This is a genomic window from Methylobacterium sp. J-092, from assembly GCF_022829325.1.
Lineage (GTDB): Bacteria > Pseudomonadota > Alphaproteobacteria > Rhizobiales > Beijerinckiaceae > Methylobacterium.
Genome location: NZ_JAKSXU010000040.1, coordinates 18,565 through 38,021, shown reverse-complemented (window position 1 = coordinate 38,021; position 19,457 = coordinate 18,565). Strand labels below are relative to the sequence as shown.

Sequence of the window (19,457 nt, the reverse complement as noted above, 5' to 3'; positions counted from 1 at the left end):
TTTCGGCAACGGCACCCTCGGCGTCGGAGCCTCACCGCTCCGGCCGGGGCGGGCCCAAGGCCGAACCGGCCGGCAAGACCTCCAGGGAGAAGGCGCCATGCTGTCACGGCGCGGATTGCTCGCCGCCGCGCTCGCCGGCCTGCCGGTGCTGTCGCATCCGGCGCTGGCGGCCCCGAGCGTGCGCCTCGGCAGCCTGCCGTTCGGCACGGTCGCGTGGGAAGCCGCGGTGATCAAGGCGCGCGGTCTCGACGCCGCCAACGGCTTCACCCTCGACCTCGTCAAGCTCGCCGGCAACGACGCGGCACGGATCGCGTTCATGGGCGGCCAGGTCGACGTGATCGTCGGGGACCTGCTCTGGGCGGCCCGCCTCGGCAACGAGGGCCGGGCGATGCGCTACGTGCCGGCCTCGACCTCCGAGGGCGCCGTGATGGTGCCCGCCGCGAGCCCGGTGAAGACCCTCAAGGATCTCGAAGGCAAGCGCCTCGGCGTCGGCGGCGGGCCGCTCGACAAGAACTGGCTGCTGCTCAAGGCCCAGGCGCAGGATGCGGCCGGCTTCGACATCGAGGCCAAGGCCGAGATCGCCTACGGCGCACCGCCCCTGATCGCTTTGAAGCTCGAGCAGGGGTCGCTCGATGCCGCGCTCACCTACTGGACCTACTGCGCACGCCTCGAGGCCAAGGGCTTCCGCCGGCTGATCGGCGCCGACGACATGATGCGCGCGCTCGGCGCGAAGGGCGCGTTCGCGCTGATCGGATACCTGTTCGAGGCGCAGACCGTCGCCGAGAAGCCCGAGGCGATGGCCGGGTTCGTGCGCGCGGTGCGCGCGGCCAAGGACATGCTCGCGGCCGACCCCTCCGCCTGGGAGATCGTGCGCCCGCTGATGGCCGCCGACGACGACGCCATCTTCGAGGCCCTGAAGCGGGAATACCTTGCCGGCATCCCGCGCCGCCCGCTGGCTGAGGAGCGCAGCGACGGCGAGCGGCTGTTCTCGGTGATGTCGCGGCTCGGGGGCGAACGCCTCGTCGGCACCGGCACCGGCCTGCCGCCGGGCCTGTACTACGACGGGAAGACCGGTTGATCCGCGCAAGCGCCTCGAACCGCCGCGCCATCCTCACCCGTCTCGGCTCGATGCTGGTGCTGCTCGCCGCGTGGCAGGCTGCGGCACAAGCCGCGGGCTCGCGGATGCTGCCGACGCCGCTCACCGTGGCGGCCTTCATCGGCCGGGAATCGGCGCGCGGCGACCTGTGGACCAATGTCGGGATCACGCTGGCGCGGGTCGGCGTCTCGTTCGTGCTCGCGATGGTGCTCGGCGTGCTGCTCGGCGTCGCGCTCGGCCGCTCGAAGCGCCTGAACACCCTGCTCGACACGCCGCTGCTGGCGATGCTGAACACGCCCGCCCTGGTGATCACGGTGCTGGCCTACGTCTGGGTCGGCTTGAACGAGTCGGCCGCGATCCTGGCCGTGGTGCTGAACAAGCTGCCCAACGTCGCGGTCATCCTGCGGGAGGGCGCGCGCGACCTCGACCCGGGCCTTGAGGAGATGGCGCGGACCTACCGGTTCGACCGGCGCTCCTGGGTCGCCCACGTGCTGGTGCCCCAGCTGCAGCCCTACGTGGTGGCCGCGGCGCGCTCCGGCCTGTCGCTGGCCTGGAAGATCGTGCTGGTGATCGAGCTGCTCGGCCGCCCCAACGGCGTCGGCTTCGCGATCAACTACTACTTCGTCCAGAGCACCGACGTCGCCGCGATCCTCGGCTACAGCATCGTGTTCATGAGCGTGATGATCGCCATCGACATCCTCCTCCTGCAGCGGCTCGAAGCGCATGTCCGCCGCTGGCGATAAGATGTCCGCCGCCGTCGACGAGATGTCGGGTTCCGACGCGGTCCTCAGGGTCGCGATCGCGCGAAAGGTCTACCATCCGGCCTCGGCCGAGCCGGTGGAGGCGGTGCGCGACCTCGCCTTCGCGATCCGGCCGGGCGAGATCGCCTGCCTGATCGGGCCCTCGGGGGCCGGCAAGACCACGACGCTGCGGATCCTGCTCGGGCTCGACGCCGATTACGACGGCTCCATCGTGCCGGATCCGCGCGCCTCGGAGACCGGGCCGGGCATGGTCTTCCAGGAGCCGCGCCTGCTGCCGTGGCGGACGGTGGAGCAGAACGTGCGCCTCGCGATGCCGCGGCCGCAGCGCGGGCGCGACCTCGACGGGCTGTTCGCGCATCTCGGGCTCGCCCCCTGGCGCGGCCGCTATCCGGGCGCGCTGTCGCTGGGGATGCAGCGCCGCGTGGCGCTGGCCCGCGCGCTCGCCAACGACCCGCGGCTCCTGGTGCTCGACGAGCCGTTCGTGTCGCTCGACGACGCGGCCGCCGCCTCGCTGCGCGGCCTCGTGGTCGACACCGTCGACCGGCTCGGCATGAGCGTGCTGATGGTGACCCACAACGTCGCCGAGGCGATCGCCGTCGCCGACCGGCTGCTGCTGCTCTCCCCGCGCCCGGCGAGCCTCGTCGCCACCATCCCGCTCGACCGGCCGCGGCCGCAGCGGGACCGCGCCTGGGCGGATGCGACGCGACAGGACTTGGCGCAGCGCTTCCCCGGCGTCATCGCGGAATAGCGTTCCTTCGAGCGGAAGGGCCGGCCTCACTCCACCTTGGCGTCGACGTCGAGCTTGTCGAGCACCGCACCCGGCGTGCGGGCCAGGCCGAAATCGGCGAAGCCGAGGCCGGCGGCGTTCTTTGCCTTCGCGGTCATCGTCAGGCGGCCGGGCTTCGTCACGAACTGGCCCAGCGCCGCGCCGATCGCCCGGGCGGCGGGCGAGTTCCCGAGCATCGCCGGCACGCCGAACTGGGTCGCGGCCACGTATTCCTGGCGCAGCTCCTCCGGCTTCAGGCTGAGGGCCTTCGCCTGGGCCGCGAGGAAGCGCTCGAACAGGCCGGTATTCTGGATCGTCAGGTCGAGGGCCTTGGCGGTCGCCGTCAGCATCAGCAGGCTCGCCGCCGGGATGTGCGAGGCGAACAGCTCCGGCCCGAGGCCGCCGATCGTCCCGGCGAGCCGCAGCGAGCCGATATCGCGGCCCGACAGCGTCATCTCGCGCACCGCGACCTCGCGCTTGGCCTCGTCCCAGGCGGAATCGACCACGAGGTTGAGATCGAGATCGGCATAGCCGTAATCCGGCAGGGCGCCGAGCACCGGCATGCCGGCGACCATTGCCGCGGGGAACGTCAGGCCCGAAAGATCGAGGCGGCTCGCGGTCGGCACCCCGTCGCGCAGCGGCCCGAAGGTCAGGGCGCCGCTGCGCAGGGCGAGGTGGACCGGTGCCGCACCGGGGGCGGCGGGCGTGGCGAGGGGATCGCCGGACTTGGCGGTGGCCGGAGGCCTGGATGCGGTCCGGCCGGGCTCCTTGCCGACCGGGGCCGGGGCGCCCGGCATGTCGAGGCTCAGGTCCTGCAGCGCCAGGCCGCCGACCGCGGGGGTGAGGCGGCGCAGCTCCTCGTCGGTGACGGCGGTGTCCGGGTTGGCGAGGCGGCGCAGGGTCGCGATGGTCGGGGCGAGGGAGACGCCGGTGAGCGCCACACGCGCGAGCCGGGCCTTGAGGCCGCCCTGCGCGAACGCGATCGCCTCCAGGGTCGTGCCGCTCTCGGCGCCGGTGCCGCCGTGAGCCAGGCGCCCGACCTCGACCAGCATCGGCTCGCCGGCGCCGGTCCGGCTGATGGCGAGGCCGCGCAGCTCGAGGCTGCCGAACGCGACGGCGTCGGCCAGGTCAGCGGCGGTTCCCGCGAGCTTGCCGCGCTCGGCCGCCGTCATCTCCGGGGCGACGGCCTCGAGCCCGCGGGCGAGCCCGGCCATCGCGCCGTTCCAGCCGCCGGGGACCTGGCGTCCGCCGAAATCGCGGCCCTCGAGCCCGGCGATCCGAATCGTGACGCCCGAGGCTTCCGTGTAGGTCACGTCCGAGGCCTGGATCGCGGCGTAGATCCGCTGGACCGGCCCCTTGCCGTCGCCGGATTCCGACGAGAGCCGGACGAGCGCGGCGAGGTCGAGATCGCTGGCGACGATGCGGCCGTAGGTGCCCGACCCCGGGTGCGCGCCGGTGACGGAGACCCCGGCGCCGGCCATGGTCAGCTCGGCGATGCGGCCGGCGCGCACGTCGCGCGCCGCGACCTCGCGATAGGTCACGGTCTGCAGCGATCCGCCCGGGCCGGGATGTTCGGAGACGAGGACCGGGATCGAGATGCTCGCCGCCTCCAGGCGTGCGAGGCGGGGCGCCCAGGGCTCGGGCGAATCCGCCTTGAGGATCGCCGTCAGCTCGTCGCGCGAGAGACGCGTGCCGCTGACCGTGATCCGCGCCGCCTTGAACACCGTGTCGCCGAGCGGCAACGCGACGTCGACCAGCACGACGTCCTGGACCGCCGAGGCCGCCTCCTGCGCCGCCGCAGGCCGGCCCGTCGTCCCGACGCCGAGGACGAGACCGGCACAGAGGCAGAGGCGGGCCGCCCGGATCAGGCTGGCGCGGACCGTTCGGTGACTGATCATCGTGTGCGGACCGCTGACGAATGTTCTATCCGAGGAGACGGCGCTGTCGTCCCGCATTTCGCCGCGCGAGGCAATCGGTGCGCCACGTCGCGACTCACGCTTGTCGGCGCCTGTCGTTCCGGCACCACGATGCCGGCGACCGCAACCAGCCCCGACACCACCCTCGGGGCCGCACGGGACAGCGCCGCGCCCCTCGAAAGATCAGAGCGAGAACGAGGTGCCGCAGCCGCAGGACGAGGTCGCCTGCGGGTTCTCGATCTTGAAGGACTGCCCGATCAGGTCATTCACGAAATCGATCGTGGATCCGGCCATGTACTCGAGCGACACCGGGTCGACGACCACGGTGGCGCCGTCGCGCTCGATCGTGACGTCCTGCGCCTCCTGGTCGCGGGTGATGTCGAAGGCGTAGGAGAAGCCGGAGCAGCCGCCGCCGTTCACGCTGACGCGAAGCAGCGCGCCCGGGGGCTCGGCACCCATGATCTCGTTGATGCGCTTGGCGGCGCGGGGGGTCAGGGTGATCTCGGCCATCGGGAGAGCCATCGGCGCTGTTGTCGGGTCCGGGCGCGGCGGGCGATTGCCCGGCGCGTGATCAATCCAAGATATGGGGTACGACGGCGCGCCGCAACGCGTGCCGCGTCGAACTGCGAGGGAACCATGCCGGCAGCACATCACGAACCGGGCGGGAGGCCGCGTGCGCGCCAACGGTGAGCGCTGGCGCGCGGCCTACGCCACCGACCCGGGCGCGACCCGCGGACGGCTGATCCCCGAGCCGGCCTCGCCGACGCGGAGCGATTTCCAGCGCGACCGCGACCGGGTGGTGCACTCGACCGCCTTCCGACGGCTGAAGCACAAGACCCAGGTCTTCGTGCATCACGAGGGCGACCATTACCGCACCCGGCTGACCCATACCCTCGAGGTCAGCCAGATCGCCCGGGCGCTCGCCCGCGCACTGGGCCTCGACGAGGACCTGGCCGAGGCGCTCGCGCTCAGCCACGACCTCGGCCACACCTGCTTCGGCCATACCGGCGAGGACGCGCTCGATGCCTGCATGGCCGAGCATGGCGGCTTCGACCACAACGCGCAGGCGCTGCGCATCGTGACCCGGCTGGAGCGGCGCTACGCCGGCTTCGACGGGCTGAACCTCGCCTGGGAGACGCTGGAGGGCCTGGTCAAGCACAACGGCCCGCTGCTCGAGCCGGACGGTCGCCCGACCCCGCGCTACGCGCGCACGGGCATCGCGGCGGCGATCCTCGAATACGACGCGCTGCACCCCCTGGAACTGGCGCACCATGCCGGGCCGGAGGCGCAGGCGGCGGCGCTCGCCGACGACATCGCCTACGACAGCCACGACCTCGACGACGGCCTGCGCGCCGGATTGTTCGATCTCGCCGACCTTGAAGCGGTGCCGTTCCTGCGCGGATTGCTCGACGAGATCGCCGCCCTGCATCCCGGGCTGGAGGTGTCGCGCACCATCCACGAGCTCGCCCGGCGGGTGATCACGCGCTTCGTCGAGGACGTGATCGCGGAAAGCCGGCGCCGCCTGGACGTGCTCGCACCGCGCGACGTCGCCGCGATCCGTGCGGCGCAGGCTCCGGTGATCGCGTTCTCGGAGGAGATCGCGGCCGCCGACGCCGACATCAAGCGCTTCCTCTACGCGCGGATGTACCGCCATCCGGAGGTGATGGCGGTGCGGGCGAAGGCGAACGCCATCGTCGCGGACCTGTTCTCGGCGTTCTCGGCCGATCCGACGCGGATGCCGGTGGAATGGAGCGAGGGCTTGTGCGGCGCGCCGGCCGGCCGCATCGCCCGGCGCATCGCCGACTACATCGCCGGCATGACCGACACCTACGCGGTGCTCGCCCACCGGCGGCTCTACGCGTCGACGCCCGACCTCCACTGGAGCCCGCCGAGCCGCGGATTGCCCCTGACCGAGCCGTAGGGCAGGGCGCCGCGCCCGGGCGGACGCGACGGAGGAGCCGCCAAACGCCCGCCGTCGCGTTCGTCATCCGGCCCGATCAGTAGCCCGCGCAGGTGCAGACGTTGCCGTAGCCGTAGGATGCGGGCGCATAGCCGCCATAGCCGCCATACCCGCCGCCGTAGGCGGGCGCGTAGCCGCCGTAGCCGTAACCACCGCCGTAGCCATATCCGCCGCCGTAGCCGTAGCCGCTGCCGTAATCGTACCCGCCGTAGCCGCCGGCCAGCGCGCCGGCGGCGAGCCCGACACCCAATCCGATCCCGGCGCCGGCGAGGCCGTAGCCGATCACCCGGCCATAGCCGCCGCGGTAGCCGCCGTAACCGCCCCGGTATCCGGCAAGACCGCCGCGGTATCCGCCGTAGCCGCCGCGCGCTCCGACGAAGCCGGCGCTGCGGAAACCGCCATGCCCGCCGTAGCCGCCGTACGGGCGCGCTTCCGCGCCGGCGGGAAGCAGGATCAGGGCGGCACCGAGGGCCGTTCCCGCCAAGATGAGGGCCTTCATCACGTCGTCTCCACCGAAACCGAGGGGCGCTTCGGCAGGATCGCCAGGCGCAACGGCCTCGATGGTAGGCGCTCCGGCCCCGCCCGGCGGGCGTCAGTGTACGCACCCCGCCGGTTATCCCAGGCCGATCGCGCGATGACGCATCCGACGGTTGAGACCCGTTCGTGGAACAAGGCTGCATCCCATTGCCCGCCGGTCCGCAACCGAGGGCGATCCGTCATGTTGGAGCATACCGCACTGCACAAAAGGGATCGGCGCCTGCGCCTTCGCCCCCGTGCCAACGGAGCCCATGCATGGTCTCGCTGCCGATTCTCGCCCTCGCCGTCGCCTCCTTCGGGATCGGCACCACGGAATTCGTGATCATGGGCCTGCTGCCGGAGGTGGCGCAGAGCTTCGGCGTCACCATCCCGCAGGCCGGCTACCTGGTTTCGGGCTACGCGATGGGCGTGGTGATCGGCGCGCCGCTGGTCGCCATCGCCACCGCCGGCCTGCCGCGCAAGACCGCGCTGCTCGCGCTGATGGCGGTGTTCCTGGCCGGCAACGTCGCCTGCGCCGTCGCGCCCACCTACGCGACGCTGATGCTCGCCCGCATCGCCACCGCCTTCGCCCACGGCGCCTTCTTCGGCATCGGCGCGATCGTGGCGCGCGATCTCGTCCCGCGGGAGAAGCGGACCCAGGCGGTGTCGCTGATGTTCGCCGGGCTGACGCTGGCCAACGTGCTCGGCGTGCCGCTCGGCACCGCGCTGGGGCAGGCGGCGGGCTGGCGCGCCACCTTCTGGGCGGTGGTGGCGATCGGCGTCGCGGCGGGCCTGGCGATCCAGTTGTTCGTGCCGGCCGGGCTCCCCAGCTCGCGCGGCGGGCTGGCCCGGGAGTTCCGGGCGCTCGGGCGCTGGCCGGTGCTGCGGCCGATGCTGGTCTCGACCCTGTCCTCGGTGAGCTTCTTCACGGTGTTCACCTACATCACGCCGCTCCTGATGGGGGTGACCGGGCTCAGCGCCCGCGGCGTCACCGGCGCGCTGTTCGTCGCCGGCATCGGCCTCACCGCCGGCAACCTGATCGGCGGCCGCCTCGCCGACGGGAATCTCACCGCCACGGTGATCGGCAGCTTCCTCGGCCTCATCGCCGTCCTCGCCCTGCTGGCGGGCGTCGCCCGCTTCGAGATCGCGATGCTGACGGCGCTGGTGGTCTGGAGCGGGCTCGCCTTCGCCCTGGTCTCGCCGTTGCAGATCTGGGTGGTGGAGGCAGCCAGCGATGCCCCGAACCTCGCCTCCACCCTGAACCAGGGCGCGTTCAACCTCGGCAACGCCACCGGCGCCTGGCTCGGCGGCGTCGCGCTGACCGCGGGCGTCGGCTACGGCCAGCTGCCGCTGATCGCGGCCGCGGTGTCGGCCCTCGGGCTCGGCCTCGCGCTGTCGGCGATGTCGGGGCCGACGCGCTCGGTCCTGCCGGCGCCGGTCCACCCCGGCTGATCGCGCCGCGGGGACGCTATCGCTCCGGTTGCAGGATACTGCAGCTCACGCATGCGACAACGCCGAACCGTTAATATTTGGCTACACACATGCGCCCGATGCATGCGCGAAGTGCAACCTTGTCCATTGTTGCAGCGCACCATGATCGGCATCTTCGGAGCGAACGGACGGCCCTGCGGCCGTCGCGCCCACGGAGAGCGATCCATGACCCAGCCTGCCCCGAAGCCCGGCCTGTTCTCGCAGATGCTCCGCCTCTGGCTCGAGCACAACCAGCGCATGCTCGACATGCGGATGGGCCCGTTCTGAGCCTACGATACGAACCGCCCGGTCCCTGAAAAGCCGGTCCCGCGCATGCGCCGGGCCGGCTTTTTCATGTCCTCGATCCGGCGTCAGCTTCGTGCCAGGTCGCCGAGCAGGCTCGCGGCGACGGTGGCCTTCGAGACCGTCAGCCCCGAGGCCGCGATAGCGTCGACCGCGCTGCGGATGCGGGCCAGCGACGGGCCGCGGGCCTTGCCCCAGGCGGCGACCGCCTCCGGGCCGGCGCCGATGTCGCCGACGACCTCGGCGGTGAGCTGCCGGTGCGCGGTCGAGATGCCGGCCACCGCCCGCTCGAGCGCGACGCGGTCGAAGGTGTCGGAGACCGGCGCCGCGCGGGCGGCTTCGGCGAGCGCGTCGAGGGAGAATTCCCGCTCCAGCGCGAAGTGCGTCGCCGCGATCTCCGCGACCGGCCGCCCGCTGGTGCCGGCGACGCGAACGATGTCGGGCGCCGAGGTCAGCGCCCGCAGCGAGGCGAGGCGGAGCGCCGGCTCCGCATCCATGCCCTGCCCGACGAGGTCGGCACGCCGCCGCTCGATCGCCGCGTTCGCCTCCGCGCCGAGGACGCCGGGGAGGGACGCGAGCACCGCGGCGATCCCGTCGCGATAGCGCGCCACCAGGGGCGCGATGCCGCCGGCGAGGTCGAGGTTGCGGATGAACCAGACGATGCGGTTGACCAGCAGGTCCTGCACCTCGGCGTAGAGGCCGATCTGGGCCTGCCCGCCGATCCGCCCGGCCAGCCCGTCGATGGCCGCGTTCAGCTCCATCAGGCCGAAGGCGTCGCGGGTCACGGCGTAGGCCTTGGCGATGGTGGCGGCGTCCGCCCCGGTCTCGTCGGTCAGCCGCGTGACGAGCGAGAGGCCGCCGCGGTTGACGATGATGTTCGACAACGCCGTCGCGATGATCTCGCGGCGCAGACGGTGCCCCCTCACCGCATCGGGGAAGCGCTCGCGCAGGGCCTTGGGGAAGTAGCGCTGCAGCTCGCGGTCGAAGTACGGGTCGTCCGGCACCGGGCTCGCCAGCACCGCGTCGTAGAGCGAGAGCTTGGCGTAGGCGAGCAGTACCGCATATTCTGGCCGCGTCAGGCCCTCGCCGCGGCGCATGCGCTCGGTCAGCGTCGCGTCGTTGGGCAGGTACTCGACCGCGCGGTCGAGGCGGCCTTCCGCCTCCAGCGCCTGCATCGTCCGCATCGCGAAGCCGGCCTCGCCGAGGCCGCGGTGCTGGGCGAGCGAGAGCGCCAGCGTCTGCAGCTCGTTGTTGCGCAGCACGAGGTGGGCGACCTCGTCGGTCATCGCGACGAGGAGCGCGTTGCGGGCATCCGCATCGAGGCGGCCGTCGCGCTCCGGGATCATCAGCGCGATCTTGATGTTCACCTCGACGTCCGAGGTGTTGACGCCGGCCGAGTTGTCGATCGCATCGGTGTTGAGCCGGACGCCGGCCCGCGCCGCCTCGATGCGCCCGCGCTGGGTCAGCCCGAGGTTGGCGCCTTCGCCCACCGCCTTGGCGCGGATCTCCGGGCCGGTGATGCGCACGGCGTCGTTGGCCCGGTCGCCGGCCTCCTCGTCGGTCTCGGTGGTGGCGCGGACGTAGGTGCCGATGCCGCCGAACCAGAGCAGGTCGACGGGCGCCTTGAGGATCGCCTGCATCAGCTCGGCGGGCGAGGCGGAGGCGCGCTCGAACCCGAGCACGGCCCGGATCTCGGCCGAGAGCGGGATCGCCTTGAGCGCGCGCGAGAAGACGCCGCCGCCGGCCGAGATCAGGCTTTTGTCGTAGTCGGCCCAGCTCGACCGGCCGAGGTCGAACAGGCGTTTGCGCTCGGCAAAGCTCGCCGCCATGTCGGGCGTCGGATCGAGGAAGATGTCGCGGTGGTCGAAGGCCGCCACCAGCTTCAGGGTGCGCGAGAGCAGCATGCCGTTGCCGAACACGTCGCCCGACATGTCGCCGACGCCGACCACCGTCACCGGATCGGACTGCGTGTCGACGTCGATCTCGCGGAAGTGGCGCTTCACCGCCTCCCAGGCGCCGCGGGCGGTGATGCCCATGCCCTTGTGGTCGTAGCCCTGGCTGCCGCCGGAGGCGAAGGCGTCGCCGAGCCAGTGCCCGCGCTCCAGCGAGAGCGCGTTGGCGATGTCGGAGAAGGTCGCGGTGCCCTTGTCGGCGGCGACCACGAGGTAGGCGTCGTCGGGGTCGTGCCGCACGGTGTTGGCCGGCGGCGCGATGCCCTCGGCGACGAAGTTGTCGGTGAGCTCCAGGAGGGTGCGGATGAAGATGCGGTAGCTCTCGGTGCCCTCCGCCAGCCATGCGGCGCGATCCGAGGCCGGCGGCAGGCGCTTGGGAAAGAACCCGCCCTTGGCGCCCACCGGCACGATCACCGCGTTCTTGACCTGCTGCGCCTTCACCAACCCCAGAATTTCGGTGCGGAAATCCTCCGGCCGGTCGGACCACCGCAGGCCGCCGCGCGCGACGTAGCCGTAGCGCAGGTGCAGCCCTTCTACGCGGGGCGAATAGACGAAGATCTCGAAGAACGGCCGCGGCAGCGGCATGCCCGACACCTTGGCGCAGGCGAACTTGAAGGCGATCGTCTCGCGCAGGGTGCCGTCGGCGGCCTTCTGGAAGAAGTTGGTGCGGACCGCGGCCTCCACGAGGTTGACGAAGCGGCGCAGGATCCGGTCCTCGTCGAGGCTGGTCACGTCGGCGAGCGCCGCCTCGATGCCCTCGCGAACCGCCGCCTCGGCGGCCCCGCGGTCGCCCCCGGCGGCCGGGTCGAACCGGGCGTGGAACAGCGCGACGAGCTGGCGGGCGATGCCGGGATGCTGGCTCAAGGTCGCGGCGAGGTAGTCCTGGCCGTAGCGCACGCGGAGCTGGCGCAGGTAGCGGCCGAGGCCGCGCAGCAGCGCCACGTCGCGCCAGGCGAGGCCGGCCTCCAGGACGAGGCGGTTGTAGCCGTCGGATTCGGCCTGGTTCGCGGCGATGGCGAGCATCGCCGCCTCCAGCGGCGCCTCGAGCGGGCCGATCTCGATGGCCGCACCGGTGGCGCGCTCCAGCAGCATGTCGTGCAGCCAGACCTTGGTGTCGCTCCCCGCCGGCAGCACGCTGTAGGTCCGCTCGTTGATCACCCGGAAGCCGAGGTTCTCCAGGCCGGGCACCCGGTCGGACAGCGGCAGCGACGCCCCGCGCGAGAACACCTTCAGGCGCACCTGCGCCGCCGGGTCGGTGTCGCGGCGGTCGATCGCGACGGCGCGCGAGCGGTCCTCGGACAGGGATTCGAGGATGGCGATGTCGGCGATGGCGACCTCGGCGGAGAAGTTCTCGCGGTAGGCCGCGGAGAAGCCCTCGCCGTAGCGGGCGGCCAGCGCCCGCGCCTCGGATCCGCCCATGGCCTCCGTGAGCGCGGCGCGCAGCGCGTCGCCCCAGGTCCGCACCAGGGCGGCGATGCCGGCCTCCAGCACCGAGGGGTCGCGCTCCGGCGCGCCGGCTTCGGAGAACCCGACGATGTAGTGGATCCGGGCCAGCGGCCCGTCGGGCAGGTCGGGATAGGTCGCCGAGAGCCGGCCGCCGTATTCCTGGGCGAGATAGGCGCCGATGCGGGCGCGCACGATCGAGTCGTAGCGGTCCTTGGGCACGTAGACGAGGAGCGAGACGAAGCGCCCGAACCGGTCGGTCCGCGACAGCACGCGGATGCGCGGCCGGTCGGCGAGGTTGGCGATGGCGAGGGTGAAGCGGAACAGCCGGTCCACGTCGATCTGGAACAGGTCGTCGCGCGGGTAGGTCTCCAGCACGGCGAGCAGCGCCCGCCCGGCATGGCTCGTCGGGTCGAGGCCGGCCTTCTCGACCACGGCCGCGACCTTGCCGCGGAGATAGGGCACCTCGCGGGCGAGCGCGGTGTAGGCCGCGGCGGTGAACAGCCCGACGATGCGGACCTCGCCGGTGAGCTTACCCGTCGCGGAGAACAGCTTGACCGCGACGTAGTCGAGATGCGCCGCGCGGTGGACGCGGGCCTTGAGGCTCGCCTTGGTGATGATCAGCGCGTGCGGCTCCTCGAGGAACGCGACGATCTCCGGCGTCATGTCCACGAGCGCCCGCCCGCGGCGCAGCACGGCGAGGCCCGGATCGCGCAGGATGCCGAGGCTTTCGGCCTCGGCCGCCCGCTCGCCGGGCAGCGCGTGCTCGCGCATGCCGAGCAGCGTGAAGTGGCCGTCGCGCAGCCATTCGAGGAAGGCGCGCGCCTCGGCGACCTCGCCCTCGGGCAGCGGCGGGGGATTGCGGCCGTAGCCCTCGGCGAGCGCGCCGAGCCGGGCCAGCATCGCGTCGTGGTCGTCGGTGACCAGGGCCACATCGCGAAAGACCTGCGCGAGGCCGGCTTCGAGGCGTTCGCGCGCCTCGCCGGCATCGAGCCGGTCGAGGTGGATGTGGATGAAGCTCTCGCGCAGCAGGGCGCCGTGGGCGTCCGCCGTGGTCTCCCCGACGACGCGGACGAGCGCCCCGTCGGCGTCCCGCTCGACGCCGAGGATCGGATGGGCGACGAGGTGGGGCGTCAGGCCCTGCTCGGTCAGCTCCGCCAGGGTCGAGTCGAGCAGGTAGGGGCGGTTGTCGTTGACGACCTCGACGACGGTCAGCTCGCGGGTGCGCCCGGGGCCGGGCACGGCGACGTCGACGAGCCGGAGGTTCGCCGCCGAATCCGTGGCGCGCGGCACCGCGAGTTGCGCCCGCGCGGCGATCGCGAGGTCGGCCAGCGCCTCGGCCGGGTAGGGCGCCAGGTCCTCAGGCGGCACCCGGCCGAACAGGTCGCGGACGAAGCCGCCCGGTCCGCCGCGGCCGCCCACGATCGATGCCGCCGCCTCGATCAGGTCGGTGCGGGCGGATTTCGCCTCGCTCGTCGCCAGGGCGGTGGCCGATTCCAGCGCCGATTCGGTTTCCAGCACCATGGGCGGGGACCCTCCGGACCGGCACCGACGCCGGTCCCGCCCCGGACGTTAGGGGAGGGCCCATGGCGAGTCGATGACGCTCGCCGCTCGCAGGCCCGCGCCGGGTGACAGGCGGGCCGCGACGACCGGCGTTCCGGAAGGGGCGCCGCTGCCGTCCGGCGTTGCTTCTGCACGCACCGTACCGGTTTCCACCGGTCGCGCTCGAAAACGGGAACCGCGCCGGGACTCGCCGGTTGACGCCATATTGGAGCTGTTCTAATTAAGAACTGCAGACGGACGACGGGGCCGGCGACGGTTCCGACAGCCCGCGACAGACGCCCGAACCGGAGAAACCCGATGACCTCGACCAACGCCTCCTGCAACAGCTGCCGCTTCTTCGACGACCACAAGACCAACGGCGCCTCCGCCGTCGGCGATCAGGGCCTGTGCCGCTTCAACCCGCCGGTGAGCCAGCCGGCTCCCGAGTCCAAGGGCCTGTGGCCGGTGGTGGCCTCGCAGGATTGGTGCGGCCACTTCACCGCCGAGATGACCGCGGCCGAGTGATCCCCGCGCGGTCCCGAAGGGATCGCCGAACGATCGACCGCAGGGGCCGGCGCCGTCGCGCCGGCCCCCTTTTTGCGCGAGCGGATCGATGACGCCTGACCTGCGCCCGGCCGTCGACGCCGACATCGCCGCGATCGCCCGGATCTACGCCGACGCGGTGACGAACGGCACCGCGAGCTTCGAGACCGAGCCGCCGACTTTGGCCGAAATGGCGCGGCGGCGGATGGCGCTCGTCGCGGACGGCTATCCCTACCTCGTCGCCGAGCGCGACGGCGCGGTCTGCGGATACGCCTATGCTGGTCCCTATCGCGCGCGGGCGGCCTATCGCTCGACGGTGGAGGATTCGGTCTACGTCGCCGAGGCCGCGCGCGGTGTCGGGATCGGCCGCGCCCTGCTGGCGGCGCTCATCGCGGCCTGCGAGGCGATCGACGCGCGGGTGATGGTGGCGGTGATCACCGATCCGGGCTCGGAGGCGTCGGTGGCGCTGCATGCGGGCCTGGGCTTCGCGCATGCCGGCGTGCTCGAGAACGTCGGCCACAAGCACGGGCGCTGGCTCGGCACGGTGCTGATGCAGCGCCGGCTCGGGCCCGGGCCGGACGCGGCCCCGTCGCGGACGTGAGCGAGACGGTCGCCGGCCCGCACGCTCAATCCAATCGGTAGCGCACCGGCTCCATCGCGGGCGGAAGCGGCTCGCCGAGGGCGTCGAGCACCGTGCGCTCGGCCGTGCGCAGCATCGCATCGAGGGGCAGGTCGTTCGCCTCCAGGCCGAAGGGCTCTTCCAGCTCGTCGCCCAGCGCATCGAGGCCGAAGAAGGTGTAGGCCACCAGCATGGTCGCGACCGGCGTCGCCCAGCCGAGCGAGGCCGACAGCCCGAACGGCAGCAACAGGCAGTAGAGCCACGCCGTGCGGTACAGCAGCAGGGTGTAGGCGAAGGGCAGGGGCGTGCCGTGGATCCGCTCGCAGGCGGTATGGATCGCCGACAGGTCCGAGACCTTGCGCTCGAGGACGCCGAACAGCACGTCGGTGAGATGCCCGTCGCGATACGCGCCCGCGAGGTCGCGGGTCAGGCCGGCGAGCACCGCATCGGTCGGGCTCGGGCAGGAGCGCAGGCGCGCGACCTCGCCCGGCGGCAGCCAGGGCGCGACGGCGGCCGCCTCGTCGAGGCCGCGCAGCCGCGCGTGCAGGCCGTGGCCGAAGCCCGCGAGCCGGCGCAGGCCGGTGCGGCGGACCGCATCGTGCTCGGGGCCGGGCAGGAGGGCGACCAGGGTCCGGCTCAAGCCGCGCATCTCGACGATCAGCGCGCCCCACGCCTTCCGGGCCTCCCACCAGCGCTCGTAGCAGGCGTTGTTGCGGAAGCTGAGGAAGATCGAGAGCGCCAGCCCGATCAGGGTGAACGGGCCGATCCCGGCCGTCACCGGAAACCGTTCCGGAACGCGCTGCTCGACCGCGACCACCAGCGCGGCGAAGGCCGTCAGCCCGAGGACCTTCAGCGCCACCCGCGGCAGGATCGAGCCGCGCAGGGTGAACAGGATGGCGAAGAGGTTGGGACGGGGGCGAACGATCATGGATGGCAGGCTTAGCCGAAGCGGGTCGCTCCCGTCATCGGCCGTGCGGCACGGCGCGCCGAGGCACGGCCATGATCCCGTCATGTTCCGAGCGGATGGCGGGGCCCAGAGATTGGGCACGCGGGCGGGGCGAAGGCCACGGCGCGGGCGCGCGGAAGGAGTAGTGGGTATGACGGTTCGACGGATCGGCGCGGGAATCGGCGCCTGGGCCGGGCGTGCGATGGCGCTGGCCATGCTCTCGGGCATCGCGCACGCGGCGACGCCCGCGGACCCGAGCGGCACGTGGCTCACCGAGGACGGGCGTGCCCGCATCCGGGTGGAGAAGTGCGGCCCGAGCAACAAGAGCCTGTGCGGCTACGTCGTGTGGCTGAAGGTGCCGCTCAACGACAAGGGCCAGCCGCGGGTCGACTTCAAGAACCCCGATGCGAGCAAGCAGACGCGCGCATCGCTGGGCCACCAGCTCATCATGGGGCTGAAGCCGAACGCCGACGCCCATTACGAGGGCAAGATCTACAATTCCGAGGACGGCAAGTCCTACGACGTGACGATCTGGTCCGACACCCCGGAGGAGCTGACCGTCCGCGGCTGCCTGATCGCCTTCCTGTGCAAGTCGCAGACCTGGAACCGCGTGACCGACGTGGTCGCCGGCCAGATGACCGGGCCGACGAACGGTCCGGGAGGCCCGCGCACCGATCCGGAATACATGGCCGCCAAGCCGGCCGCGACCGGCTCGACCGCCAAGCCCGCGGCGGCGAAGCCCGGCGCGAAGCCGGCCCCGGCTCCGGCCGCCGGCACGCCGCCCGCGGCCGCGCCCGCCGACGAATAGGCGCCGCAGAACGAAGGCGCTGTCGACCACGAGAGCGTCTCCCGTGATCTTTGGATCACGGGAGACGCTCTGTTTCGTCGTGTGGTCGCGTTATCCTCACGCGCGTGGGCATCCGCCTCGCCCGAGAATGCTCCACCGCGCCCCGATCCCGTGTCAATCGGTCAGCGCGGCGTAGGTCAGCACCCGCAGCTCCTTTCGGATCGGCAGGGCCGAGGACGGGACGAGCTGCGTCAGCAGCACCACCGCGAGCTCCTCGGCCGGATCGACCCAGAACGCGGTCGAGGCCATGCCGCCCCAGGCGACCTCGCCCGGCGTGCCGACGATCTGGGCCTTGGCCGGATCGAGCATCACCGAGAAGCCGAGCCCGAAGCCGATGCCGTGATAGGACGATTCCGCGAAGCGCGGCGTGCCGATCGCGGCGAGGTCGCCGGGCAGGTGGTTCATCGTCATCAGCTCGACCGTCTTGCGCCCGAGCAGGCGCGCGCCGTCGAGCTCGCCCTTGTTCAGGATGAACCGGCAGAAGCGCAGGTAGTCGGAGGCCGTCGAGACGAGGCCGCCCCCGCCGCCGGCGATCGCCGGAGGCTTGGCGAAATGGGTCTCGACCGCGTCGTCGTAGAGCGTCAGCGTGCGGGTGCGATCGTAGACGTAGTTCGCGGCGAACCGCCCCATATTCTCGGGTCTCACGAAGAAATCGGTATCGATCATGCCGAGCGGCGCGAGCACGGCGTCCCGCAGGTAATCCGCGAAGTCGCGCCCCGAGACGACGGCCACGAGGTGGCCGAGCACGTCCGTCGAGACGCTGTAGTTCCACGCCTCGCCGGGCTGCGACAGGAGCGGGAGCCGGGCCACGGTCGCCACCACCTCGGCGAGGCTCGCATCCGGGCGCAGGAAGTCGGCGCCCTGCTGGCGGTAGAGCGCATCGACCAGGGTCGATTCCATGAAGCCGTAGGTCAGGCCGCCGGTATGGGTGAGCAGGTCCCGGATGGTGATCGGGCGGCGGGCCGGCTCGGTCTCGAGCTTGGCGCGGTTGCCGCCGGTCGCGACCCGCATCTCGGAAAACTCCGGCAGGAAGCGCGCGACCGGGTCGTCGAGCTGGAACCGGCCCTCCTCGTAGAGCTGCATCACCGCGACCGAGGTCAGCGGCTTGGTCATCGAGTAGATCCGCGTCACCGTGCCGGTGGTGAACGGCGTCCTGCGGGCGAGGTCGGCGAGGCCGTGGGCGCGCTGGAACACCGTGTGCCCGCGCCGCGCCACGCTCACCGACAACCCGGCGAGCTTGCCCTCCGCGACGAGGCTGCGCATCCAGCCGTCGATCCGTTCCAGGCGTCCCGGGTCGATGCCGACGTCCTGCAGCCTTCCGTCGATCGCATTGCTCATGCCGTGCTCCTTGTTCCCGGCGCCCGATGTAGCGGTCCTGGGGCGGCGGGACAGCTCCCGAGGCTCACCAGCCCATCGTTCCGGGCCCGCCCTTGAACGGGCCGACGATGCCGGGGGTGATCCAGCCGCCGTAGAAGCCGCCCGGCTGCGGCTCCGCGCGGACGCCGCCGACGGTGCAGGCCTCCATCGGGCCGGCATAGAAGGCGACGTAGCCGGCGATGGCGCGGAAATCCGGCGTCGGATCGGGATAGGCCCAAGCGGCACCGGGAACAGCCGCGCCGGGAATCGCTGCGCCGCCCGCCGTCACGTCGAACAGCACCGCGCGGCCCTTCCATTCGCAGATCCCGGCCCGGTGCGCCGGCCCGAGCACGCCCTCGGCGACGTCGGCGGGCGGGAAGTAGTAGGTCGGCGGATGGCTGGTCTCCAGCACGCGGAACCCGGCCCGCGCCTCGGCGATGGTGCGGCCGCCGAGGACGACCTTCAGCGTCGCGGCGACCGGCTCCAGCCGGGGCGGGCGCGGATAGGCCCACACGCTCTCCTCGCCGGGCTTCGTCGGGGATGGGGTCGGATGCATCGCGTCGTCCTCGGTTCGTCTCGTCCGAAACATAGGGCGCCGCGATGATGCGTTTGCCGAAAACGCGCGGCGTGCTAGCCCCGACCCGACAGCCCGGAGCGCCGCCGTTGGACACGCCCATCGCCCTCTTCCTGGATTTCGACGGCACCCTGGTCGAGATCGCGCCGCGGCCGGACCTCGTCCGGGTCGAGCCCGGGCTGGTGCCGATGCTCCAGGCGCTGCACGCCCGGCTCGACGGGGCGCTGGCGATCGTGACCGGGCGCCCGGTCTCGGTGATCGACGACTTCCTCGCACCCGCCGCCTTCGACGTCGCCGGGCTGCACGGGGTCGAGCGCCGGGTCGACGGCGTCCTCACCGGCGGCAGCCCGGACGACCATCCGGAGCTGCGTGCGCGGATGCCTCGGCTCCGGGCCCTGGTCGCCGACCTCGACGCGGTGCTGATCGAGGACAAGGGCGCCTCGGTCGCCGTGCACTGGCGCCTGGCGAACCCGGCCGATGCCGAGCGGGCGGAGGCCGCGGTCACGGCGATCGCCACCGAGCTGTCGGGCCAGTACCGGCTCCAGCTCGGGAAGGCGGTCGGCGAGATCGTGCCGGCCTCGGCCACCAAGGCGCACGCGATCCGCGCCTTCCTCGAGCACGCCCCCTATGCCGGCCGCCGCGCGGTGTTCCTCGGCGACGACCGCACCGACGAGATCGCGTTCGCCAGCGTCGCGGCGTATGGCGGCCTCGGCATCCGCATCGGGCCCGGCGAGACCGCGGCCGCGCGGCGCCTGGCCGACCCGAACGCGGTGCACGCCTTGCTTGGCAGCTGGGCGGCGGGCGGGATCATCGACCCGGACACGCTGCCGGCGGCCTGAGCCGCGCC

General features: G+C 72.5%; 16 protein-coding genes. 9 read left to right on the top strand and 7 right to left on the bottom strand.

Going from position 1 to position 19,457, the window contains the following annotated elements; translation table 11 throughout:
• Positions 1-97 precede the first annotated feature (97 nt).
• From MKK60_RS02155 to MKK60_RS02145, 3 genes are read left to right on the top strand one after another with little or no spacing between them, the layout of a single operon-like run.
• Entirely contained in the window at positions 98-1,078 is a 981-nt protein-coding gene (locus tag MKK60_RS02155) for an ABC transporter substrate-binding protein (RefSeq protein ID WP_243983699.1), read from the top strand.
• Between the two features lie 50 nt (positions 1,079-1,128).
• Positions 1,129-1,839 carry an ABC transporter permease gene (locus MKK60_RS02150; RefSeq protein ID WP_147727945.1) on the top strand — a complete coding sequence of 237 codons (711 nt, stop codon included), beginning with the start codon at positions 1,129-1,131 and terminating at the stop codon, positions 1,837-1,839.
• Position 1,840: 1 nt separating this feature from the next.
• The gene (locus MKK60_RS02145) at positions 1,841-2,605 is read left to right on the top strand and encodes an ABC transporter ATP-binding protein (RefSeq protein ID WP_243932126.1); all 765 of its coding nucleotides are present in this window, start codon (positions 1,841-1,843) and stop codon (positions 2,603-2,605) included.
• A gap of 26 nt (positions 2,606-2,631) precedes the next feature.
• Here the strand turns inward: MKK60_RS02145 and MKK60_RS02140 are convergent, their stop codons facing one another.
• Both MKK60_RS02140 and MKK60_RS02135 read right to left on the bottom strand, forming a co-directional pair.
• A complete protein-coding gene (locus tag MKK60_RS02140; protein WP_243983697.1) occupies positions 2,632-4,521 on the bottom strand; it encodes a hypothetical protein in 1,890 nt (629 codons plus the stop codon).
• A 201-nt stretch (positions 4,522-4,722) separates the two neighbouring features.
• Positions 4,723-5,049 carry a HesB/IscA family protein gene (locus MKK60_RS02135; protein ID WP_147728759.1) on the bottom strand — a complete coding sequence of 109 codons (327 nt, stop codon included), beginning with the start codon at positions 5,047-5,049 and terminating at the stop codon, positions 4,723-4,725.
• Between the two features lie 163 nt (positions 5,050-5,212).
• Between MKK60_RS02135 and MKK60_RS02130 the strand changes: the two genes are divergently transcribed.
• On the top strand, positions 5,213-6,460 hold the full coding sequence (locus MKK60_RS02130; protein WP_243983695.1) for a deoxyguanosinetriphosphate triphosphohydrolase: 1,248 nt from the start codon (positions 5,213-5,215) through the stop codon (positions 6,458-6,460).
• 76 nt (positions 6,461-6,536) lie between these two features.
• Here MKK60_RS02130 and MKK60_RS02125 read toward each other — a convergent pair whose 3' ends face one another.
• The gene (locus MKK60_RS02125; RefSeq protein WP_243983692.1) at positions 6,537-6,998 is read right to left on the bottom strand and encodes a hypothetical protein; all 462 of its coding nucleotides are present in this window, start codon (positions 6,996-6,998) and stop codon (positions 6,537-6,539) included.
• A gap of 293 nt (positions 6,999-7,291) precedes the next feature.
• Between MKK60_RS02125 and MKK60_RS02120 the strand changes: the two genes are divergently transcribed.
• The gene (locus MKK60_RS02120; protein WP_243983690.1) at positions 7,292-8,467 is read left to right on the top strand and encodes an MFS transporter; all 1,176 of its coding nucleotides are present in this window, start codon (positions 7,292-7,294) and stop codon (positions 8,465-8,467) included.
• Between the two features lie 389 nt (positions 8,468-8,856).
• Here MKK60_RS02120 and MKK60_RS02115 read toward each other — a convergent pair whose 3' ends face one another.
• Entirely contained in the window at positions 8,857-13,707 is a 4,851-nt protein-coding gene (locus MKK60_RS02115; protein WP_243983688.1) for an NAD-glutamate dehydrogenase, read from the bottom strand.
• 336 nt (positions 13,708-14,043) lie between these two features.
• On the opposite strand from MKK60_RS02115, the gene MKK60_RS02110 reads away from it, so the two are divergent.
• Both MKK60_RS02110 and MKK60_RS02105 read left to right on the top strand, forming a co-directional pair.
• Positions 14,044-14,250, top strand: coding sequence for a hypothetical protein (locus tag MKK60_RS02110; RefSeq protein ID WP_147729034.1), 207 nt, complete (start codon positions 14,044-14,046; stop codon positions 14,248-14,250).
• Between the two features lie 88 nt (positions 14,251-14,338).
• Positions 14,339-14,869, top strand: a complete 531-nt coding sequence (locus tag MKK60_RS02105) for a GNAT family N-acetyltransferase (RefSeq protein WP_147729033.1) — start codon at positions 14,339-14,341, stop codon at positions 14,867-14,869.
• Between the two features lie 25 nt (positions 14,870-14,894).
• Here MKK60_RS02105 and MKK60_RS02100 read toward each other — a convergent pair whose 3' ends face one another.
• Complete coding sequence (locus MKK60_RS02100) at positions 14,895-15,815, bottom strand: bestrophin family protein (RefSeq protein ID WP_243932120.1); 921 nt, start codon at positions 15,813-15,815, stop codon at positions 14,895-14,897.
• Between the two features lie 169 nt (positions 15,816-15,984).
• On the opposite strand from MKK60_RS02100, the gene MKK60_RS02095 reads away from it, so the two are divergent.
• Entirely contained in the window at positions 15,985-16,641 is a 657-nt protein-coding gene (locus tag MKK60_RS02095) for a DUF2147 domain-containing protein (RefSeq protein WP_243983685.1), read from the top strand.
• Between the two features lie 153 nt (positions 16,642-16,794).
• Here the strand turns inward: MKK60_RS02095 and MKK60_RS02090 are convergent, their stop codons facing one another.
• Positions 16,795-18,018, bottom strand: coding sequence for a serine hydrolase domain-containing protein (locus MKK60_RS02090; RefSeq protein WP_243983683.1), 1,224 nt, complete (start codon positions 18,016-18,018; stop codon positions 16,795-16,797).
• 64 nt (positions 18,019-18,082) lie between these two features.
• Entirely contained in the window at positions 18,083-18,592 is a 510-nt protein-coding gene (locus tag MKK60_RS02085; protein ID WP_243983681.1) for a DUF427 domain-containing protein, read from the bottom strand.
• A gap of 107 nt (positions 18,593-18,699) precedes the next feature.
• Between MKK60_RS02085 and otsB the strand changes: the two genes are divergently transcribed.
• Positions 18,700-19,449 (top strand): trehalose-phosphatase, encoded by a 750-nt coding sequence (gene otsB / locus MKK60_RS02080; protein WP_243937524.1) that lies wholly within the window; start codon positions 18,700-18,702, stop codon positions 19,447-19,449.
• The last annotated feature ends 8 nt before the right edge of the window (positions 19,450-19,457 follow it).

Bases quoted from the DNA above. Each gene is read 5' to 3' on its own strand.
- MKK60_RS02155 (WP_243983699.1), top strand. From the start codon at position 98: ATGCTGTCACGGCGCGGATTGCTCGCCGCCGCGCTCGCCGGCCTGCCG.
- MKK60_RS02150 (WP_147727945.1), top strand. From the start codon at position 1,129: ATGCTGGTGCTGCTCGCCGCGTGGCAGGCTGCGGCACAAGCCGCGGGC.
- MKK60_RS02145 (WP_243932126.1), top strand. From the start codon at position 1,841: ATGTCCGCCGCCGTCGACGAGATGTCGGGTTCCGACGCGGTCCTCAGG.
- MKK60_RS02140 (WP_243983697.1), bottom strand. From the start codon at position 4,521: ATGATCAGTCACCGAACGGTCCGCGCCAGCCTGATCCGGGCGGCCCGC.
- MKK60_RS02135 (WP_147728759.1), bottom strand. From the start codon at position 5,049: ATGGCCGAGATCACCCTGACCCCCCGCGCCGCCAAGCGCATCAACGAG.
- MKK60_RS02125 (WP_243983692.1), bottom strand. From the start codon at position 6,998: ATGAAGGCCCTCATCTTGGCGGGAACGGCCCTCGGTGCCGCCCTGATC.
- MKK60_RS02120 (WP_243983690.1), top strand. From the start codon at position 7,292: ATGGTCTCGCTGCCGATTCTCGCCCTCGCCGTCGCCTCCTTCGGGATC.
- MKK60_RS02115 (WP_243983688.1), bottom strand. From the start codon at position 13,707: ATGGTGCTGGAAACCGAATCGGCGCTGGAATCGGCCACCGCCCTGGCG.
- MKK60_RS02110 (WP_147729034.1), top strand. From the start codon at position 14,044: ATGACCTCGACCAACGCCTCCTGCAACAGCTGCCGCTTCTTCGACGAC.
- MKK60_RS02105 (WP_147729033.1), top strand. From the start codon at position 14,339: ATGACGCCTGACCTGCGCCCGGCCGTCGACGCCGACATCGCCGCGATC.
- MKK60_RS02100 (WP_243932120.1), bottom strand. From the start codon at position 15,815: ATGATCGTTCGCCCCCGTCCCAACCTCTTCGCCATCCTGTTCACCCTG.
- MKK60_RS02095 (WP_243983685.1), top strand. From the start codon at position 15,985: ATGACGGTTCGACGGATCGGCGCGGGAATCGGCGCCTGGGCCGGGCGT.
- MKK60_RS02090 (WP_243983683.1), bottom strand. From the start codon at position 18,018: ATGAGCAATGCGATCGACGGAAGGCTGCAGGACGTCGGCATCGACCCG.
- MKK60_RS02085 (WP_243983681.1), bottom strand. From the start codon at position 18,592: ATGCATCCGACCCCATCCCCGACGAAGCCCGGCGAGGAGAGCGTGTGG.